The organism is Kitasatospora sp. NPDC007106 (genome assembly GCF_040634455.1).
GTDB lineage: Bacteria > Actinomycetota > Actinomycetes > Streptomycetales > Streptomycetaceae > Kitasatospora > Kitasatospora arboriphila.
Window position 1 is genome coordinate 1 of record NZ_JBEYFP010000446.1, and the last position, 4,904, is coordinate 4,904.

Consider the following 4,904-nt stretch of genomic DNA (forward strand, 5'->3'; position numbering starts at 1 on the left):
CGCTGGAGACCATCTACCAGTGGCGCCGCAAGCGCACCGGTCCGCCCGGATTCCGCGTGGGCCGACACCTGCGCTACGACCCCACCGAGGTCGCCCAGTGGGTGGCCGAGCAGAACCGAGAGGTGGCCTGACCTTTGGCTGGACACATCCAGGACCGCTGGCACAAGACCGAGACCGGCCCGGACGGCAGGCCCCATCGCGTCAAGACCGAGCGGTACGGCACCGGCTCTCGCTACCGCGCCCGGTATATCGGGCCGGACGGCACGGAGAAGAGCAAGGCGTTCCCTGACCGCCAGAAGCGCCAGGCCGAACTGTGGCTGGTCAACATCGAGGCCGACATGTCGCGGGGTCAGTACGTCGACCCGAAGGCCGCCAAGGTGACCTTCCGCCAGTACGCCGAGCGCTGGCTGGAGTCGCAGACCACGGACCACAACACCCGTTCGTCTGTCGATGCGCAGATCCGCCGGCACGCGATCCCGTACCTCGGCATCCGACCGCTGGACTCCTTCCAGCCGTCGCACATCCGGGAGTGGCTCAGCGAGTTGGAGAAGGCGGTGCCCGCGTCGTCGTACCGCCGGGTCATCTTCGGCAACGTCTCCAGCATCTTCATGGCGGCGATGGAGGACCGGCTCCGGTCCACGAACCCGTGCCGCTCCCGCTCGGTGACCCCGCCGGGCCGGGCGCCCGGCCGTGTCCGCCCGTGGACGGCAGAACGGGTTGAGGCCGTCCGGGCCGGGCTGCCAGCCCGGTACCGGGCGATGGTGGACGCGGCCGGCGGGTGCGGCCTCCGGCAGGGCGAGGTGTTCGGCCTGCCTGTCGACGAGATCCGGCCCGACACCGGCTGGCTGCACGTGGGCTGCCAGATCAAGGACATCGGCGGGCGCCTGGTGTTCGCTCCGCCGAAGCGCGGGAAGGTCCGCGACGTGCCGCTGCCGGAACGGGTGGCCGGCATCTTCGAGGCCCACCTCGCCGCGTTCCCGCCCGAGACCGTGACGCTGCCCTGGCTGACGCCCGACGGCCCACCGGTGACCAAGCGACTGCTGTTCTCGCGCCAGCAGGGCGGCGCCGTGCGGCGGAGCGACTTCAACACCTACGCGTGGAAGCCCGCACTCGTGACCGCGGGTGTGATCCCTCCCCCGGAGAAGTGGGGTCGCTTCCATGCATCGCGGGAGGACGGCATGCACGCGCTGCGGCACTTCTACGCCTCGGTGTTGCTCGACTCCGGCGAGAGCGTGAAGGCGCTCAGCGGGTACCTCGGGCACACCGACCCCGGGTTCACGCTCCGGGTCTACACGCACCTGATGCCGAGCACTGACGGCCGCACCCGCCGGGCCGTCGATGCGCTCTACGACGCCCTCGGATGGGCCGCCGCTCCGCAACCCCACGGCCCAGAGACGGCCCAGGAAGGACAAAACCCCTGAAAACGCCCCTCGGGCCGACGGATCGCATCCGTCGGCCCGAGGGGCTTCTTGCGTTCTATACCGCCCTGACCTGCGGTTACAGCACCTGCAGGTTCTTGCGGAGCTCGAACGGGGTGACCTCGGAGCGGTACTCCTCCCACTCCTGGCGCTTGTTGCGCAGGAAGAAGTCGAAGACGTGCTCGCCCAGGGTCTCGGCGACGAGTTCGCTGCGCTGCATCAGGTCGATGGCCTCGCCGAGGTTCTGCGGCATGGGCTGGATGCCCAGCGCACGGCGCTCCGCGTCGGAGAGGGCCCACACGTCGTCGTCGGCGCCGGCCGGGAGTTCGTAGCCCTCCTCGATGCCCTTGAGGCCGGCGGCGAGGGTGACGGCGTAGGCGAGGTAGGGGTTGCAGCCGGTGTCGAGGGAGCGGACCTCGACGCGGGTGGAGCCCTGCTTGCCGGGCTTGTACATCGGGACGCGGATCAGCGCGGAGCGGTTGTTGTGGCCCCAGCAGATGTACGAGGGGGCCTCGCCGCCGGCGCCCGCGGTGCGCTGGGAGCCGCCCCAGATGCGCTTGTAGGAGTTGACCCACTGGTTGGTGACGGCGGCGGTCTCGGCGGCGTGCTTGAGCAGGCCGGCGATGAAGGAGCGGCCGACCTTGGAGAGCTGGTACTCGGCGCCGGACTCGTGGAAGGCGTTGCGGTCGCCCTCGAAGAGGGAGACGTGGGTGTGCATGCCGGAGCCGGGGTGGTCGGAGAACGGCTTGGGCATGAAGCTTGCGTGCACGCCCTGCTCCAGCGCGACCTCCTTCATGACCAGGCGGAAGGTCATGATGTTGTCGGCGGTGGAGAGCGCGTCCGCGTACCGGAGGTCGATCTCCTGCTGGCCGGGGGCGCCCTCGTGGTGGGAGAACTCCACCGAGATGCCCATCGACTCCAGCATGGTGATGGCCTGTCGGCGGAAGTCGTGGCCGACGCCGCGCGGGGTGTGGTCGAAGTAGCCGGACTGGTCGGCCGGGATCGGCGCGGTGCCGTCGCCGGGGAGGTTCTTCAGCAGGAAGAACTCGATCTCCGGGTGGGTGTAGAAGGTGAAGCCCAGGCTGGAGGCCTTCTCCAGGGTGCGCTTGAGCACGTACCGCGGGTCGGCGAAGGACGGGGAGCCGTCCGGCATGAGGATGTCGCAGAACATGCGCGCGGTGCCCGGGGTCTCGGAGCGCCACGGCAGTATCTGGAAGGTGGTCGGGTCCGGCTTGGCGATCATGTCGGACTCGTAGACGCGGGCGAAGCCCTCGATCGCCGAGCCGTCGAAGCCGATGCCCTCCTCGAAGGCCTGCTCCAGCTCGGCGGGCGCGACTGCGACCGACTTCAGGAACCCGAGGACGTCGGTGAACCACAGCCGGACAAAACGGATGTCACGCTCCTCGAGCGTGCGAAGCACGAACTCCTGCTGCTTGCCCATGGGGACAGTCTCACCTCTGCTCTTTACGTCCGTGTTACGCCCGGCGGCGGCGGGCGGTGGCCGGAGCGGCGCTTGGTCCCGCGACCGATCCCATCATGTCGGATCTTCGCGCGGCGTCCACCTCTGGGTGGCCGCTGCCCACAGGGTGGACCGCGGGCCCCGAGGGGCACCCCCCCGCGACATAACGTCAGTTAGACGATTACACTCGGGGCCATGCCGAATCTGCGTCTCGCCCTGTGCCAGAACGACCCCTGGGTCGGCGACATCGCCCGCAACAGCGACGAGGTGGTGCGCTGGACCCGGCAGGCCGCCGACGCGGGCGCCCAGCTGGTCGCCTTCCCCGAGATGGCCCTGACCGGGTACCCGGTCGAGGACCTCGCCCTGCGCGGCTCCTTCGTGGAGGCCTCGCGCACCGCCCTGGTGGAGCTCGCCGCCCGGCTGCGGGACGAGGGCCTCGGCGAGGTGCCGGTGGTGGTCGGCTACCTGGGCCGTTCCGACCACGACTCGCCGCGCCTGCACCGCCCGGCCGGCTCCCCGCAGAACTGCGCCGCGGTGCTGCACCGCGGCGAGGTGGTCACCCGCTTCGCCAAGCACTACCTGCCCAACTACGGCGTCTTCGACGAGTACCGCTACTTCGTCCCGGGCGACCAGCTGGTGGTGCTGACCCTGCACGGGGTGGACGTCGCGCTGGCGATCTGCGAGGACATCTGGCAGGACGGCGGCCGCGCCACCGCCGCCGGCGAGGTCGGGGCCGGCCTGCTGCTGGTGGTCAACGGCTCCCCGTACGAGCGCAACAAGGACGACGTCCGGCTGGACCTGGTGCAGCGGCGGGCCGCCGAGGCGGGTTGCACCCTCGCCTACCTGAACATGGTCGGCGGCCAGGACGAGCTGGTCTTCGACGGCGACTCGGTGGTGGTCTCGAAGGACGGCGAGGTGCTCGCCCGGGCCCCGCAGTTCGCGGAGCGGCTGCTGCTCACCGACCTGGAGCTGCCGGCCGCCTCCGCCGAGCACACCGACGGCCTGATCCTCACGGACGGGCTGCACCTGGTGCGGGTGGACCTCGGCGGCGAGCCGCTGCCGGCCCCGGCCGAGCCGGTCGCCGCGGAGGTCGCGCCGCGGCTGGACGACGAGGCGGAGATCTACGCCGCGCTGGTCGAGGGCACCCGGGCGTACGTGCGCAAGAACGGCTTCAAGTCGGTGCTGATCGGCCTGTCCGGCGGCATCGACTCGGCGCTGGTCGCCGCGATCGCGGTGGACGCGGTCGGCGCGGAGAACGTGCACTGCGTCTCGATGCCGAGCCGGTACTCCTCGGAGCACTCCAAGGACGACGCGGCCGAGCTGGCCCGCCGCACCGGCCTCAACTTCCGCACCGTGCCGATCGCCCCGATGTTCGACGCCTACATGGGCTCGCTGGGGCTGACCGGCCTGGCCGAGGAGAACCTGCAGTCCCGGCTGCGCGGCACCCTGTTGATGGCGGTCTCCAACCAGGAGGGCCACATCGTCCTCGCGCCGGGCAACAAGAGCGAGCTGGCGGTCGGCTACTCGACGCTGTACGGCGACTCGGTGGGCGCGTACGGGCCCATCAAGGACGTCTACAAGTCGCTGATCTTCCGGCTGGCGAAGTGGCGCAACGAGGCCGCCGAGGCGCGCGGCGAGGTACCGCCGATCCCGGAGAACACCATCAGCAAGCCGCCGTCCGCGGAGCTGCGGCCGGACCAGGTCGACACCGACTCGCTGCCCGACTACGACCTGCTGGACACCGTGCTCGACCTGTACGTCGAGGGTGACCTCGGACGGGACGCGATCGTGGCCAAGGGCTTCCCGCCCGAGGTGGTGGACCGGGTGGTCCGGCTGGTCGACACCGCCGAGTACAAGCGCCGGCAGTACCCGCCGGGCCCGAAGATCTCGGCCAAGGGCTTCGGCCGGGACCGCCGTCTGCCGATCACCAACCGCTGGCGCCGCGGCTGACCCTGCGGCCCCGTCCGGCGGGCCCGCTCAGCCGAGCGAGGCCTGCCAGGTCCAGGAGGTGCGCCGCCGACCGCTTC

General features: G+C 70.9%; 4 protein-coding genes. 3 read left to right on the forward strand and 1 reads right to left on the reverse strand.

Annotated features, from left to right (window positions below):
- Positions 1-131 (forward strand): helix-turn-helix domain-containing protein (locus ABZ641_RS25730; RefSeq protein ID WP_359985318.1); only part of this gene is annotated, 131 nt, incomplete at its 5' end.
- A gap of 3 nt (positions 132-134) precedes the next feature.
- Positions 135-1,421, forward strand: coding sequence for a site-specific integrase (locus ABZ641_RS25735; protein WP_359985314.1), 1,287 nt, complete (start codon positions 135-137; stop codon positions 1,419-1,421).
- Between the two features lie 76 nt (positions 1,422-1,497).
- On the opposite strand, the gene glnA is transcribed toward ABZ641_RS25735, so the two are convergent.
- Complete coding sequence (gene glnA, locus ABZ641_RS25740; protein ID WP_263105680.1) at positions 1,498-2,859, reverse strand: type I glutamate--ammonia ligase; 1,362 nt, start codon at positions 2,857-2,859, stop codon at positions 1,498-1,500.
- A 213-nt stretch (positions 2,860-3,072) separates the two neighbouring features.
- On the opposite strand from glnA, the gene ABZ641_RS25745 reads away from it, so the two are divergent.
- Positions 3,073-4,827: an NAD+ synthase gene (locus ABZ641_RS25745; protein WP_344626207.1), complete on the forward strand. Its 1,755-nt coding sequence runs from the start codon at positions 3,073-3,075 to the stop codon at positions 4,825-4,827.
- Positions 4,828-4,904: the final 77 nt, after the last annotated feature.